General features: G+C 46.0%; 2 protein-coding genes and 2 pseudogenes. 1 reads left to right on the forward strand and 3 read right to left on the reverse strand.

What is annotated here, in order from left to right:
- Positions 1-423 (reverse strand): annotated as a pseudogene (gene mrkJ / locus AX755_RS21555) (cyclic-di-GMP phosphodiesterase MrkJ); the annotation flags it as partial.
- Here mrkJ and AX755_RS25490 point away from each other — a divergent pair.
- Positions 343-510: a hypothetical protein gene (locus tag AX755_RS25490; protein ID WP_153247013.1), complete on the forward strand. Its 168-nt coding sequence runs from the start codon at positions 343-345 to the stop codon at positions 508-510. The pseudogene mrkJ and the gene AX755_RS25490 sit on opposite strands and share 81 nt — an antisense overlap.
- A 148-nt stretch (positions 511-658) precedes the next feature.
- On the opposite strand, the gene AX755_RS21560 is transcribed toward AX755_RS25490, so the two are convergent.
- Entirely contained in the window at positions 659-1,027 is a 369-nt protein-coding gene (locus tag AX755_RS21560; protein WP_032677090.1) for a hypothetical protein, read from the reverse strand.
- Positions 1,028-1,173: 146 nt separating this feature from the next.
- Positions 1,174-1,305, reverse strand: a pseudogene (locus AX755_RS24960) (IS1 family transposase); the annotation flags it as partial.
- Between the last annotated feature and the right edge of the window lie 41 nt (positions 1,306-1,346).

Below are 1,346 nucleotides of genomic sequence, written 5' to 3' on the forward strand. Positions count from 1 at the left end.
TTACATGGCAATATCATCGGCGACCAGTTGTTCAATACTGACTTCCCGCCAGTAATGTCCCTGGATAGCAAACCACTCCATTCCCTGCAGCCATTCTTTATGGGCTTCGCTTTCGACACCTTCAATAATCACATTATGATGGTTGCGCGATAAAAAGGTCACCAGCGCATCCATCAGCTGGCGGCCGGACTCTTTGCGCATCAGGTGCCAGAAAAAATCCTTATCAATTTTCACATAGTCAAAGTGATAACCGCGAATAGCGTTAATTCCCGCGTAGCCGGAGCCGAAGTCGTCGAGCCACAGTGAGGTATCCTGTGGGCTCTGCCAGGCGGCAAGAGAATTATGCAGCAGATTCTCGGCGTTTTCGGTTACCTCGAAATGGACGCAGGTCAGGGCGGCGATTTTGGCTTTTATATCCTTCTGGGGGTCCGCTTGGAATTCGGAAATTATCCTACGTTAAGATTTTCAAGCTTAACGGGTGATTTCGTTCCATTGATCGGAAACCCCTGACCGCAAGGGATGTACGGAACTGTCAGGCTGTCCGTTTCTGGTTTTGCCTACTTTCGGACAGATCAACGGCATGGTGTACGTAATCGTTCGGTTTCGGACGTTTAAGTCACATGCACGTTAACTGTCGGTATTCATCGCCTCACTAGTACTACTCTGCTAGTTCATCATGTTCTTCGAGAGCATATTCAAAATCGGCAACAAGCAAGAAATTTTCTATCCTATAAGCCTGATTTAACTTAATTCGTTGGTATCTTTCGTTCAATAATCGCCATGCTGTTTTCCGTAGTACCATCGGTACGGATTCATCTTTTAAAGTACGCATGAGCACAGAACAGGTTGTCAGAAAAGCAGCGTCCTTACGTTTTCGGTAATACGCATCAGTCGAACAAACCGCAATGATCTCGATTGATTCAGGGTGATGACAGATAGCATTAACCGTAGTTTGTTCATGTATCTGTACCTTGAGTTCAGCCTGAATTTTTGATTGATGATACATAGCCTTGAGATAGCTAAACATGATTTCCCCATCAAACAGTAAGTCGTGTCAATTCCTAGAGTTAACACATTTCTGATCATGACTCACACGTTACGTTCAGTCGGTAGCCATCTGTGCAAAAAATGCGCTTAGCGTAGGATAATTTCCTTTTTCCAAGCGGACCCCTAAGTGAACTGCAGTTGCCATGTTTTACGGCAGTGAGAGCAGAGATAGCGCTGATGTCCGGCAGTGCTTTTGCCGTTACGCACCACCCCGCCAGTAGCTGAACAGGAGGGACAGCTGATAGAAACAGAAGCCACTGGAGCACCTCAAAAACACCATCATACACTAAATCAGTAAG

The sequence above is a fragment of the Enterobacter sp. SENG-6 genome (genome assembly GCF_001605945.1).
GTDB lineage: Bacteria > Pseudomonadota > Gammaproteobacteria > Enterobacterales > Enterobacteriaceae > Enterobacter > Enterobacter cloacae.

Excerpts from the sequence above, each read along its gene's own strand:
- AX755_RS25490 (WP_153247013.1), top strand. The coding sequence starts at position 343 with ATGCAGCAGATTCTCGGCGTTTTCGGTTACCTCGAAATGGACGCAGGT.
- AX755_RS21560 (WP_032677090.1), bottom strand. The coding sequence starts at position 1,027 with ATGTTTAGCTATCTCAAGGCTATGTATCATCAATCAAAAATTCAGGCT.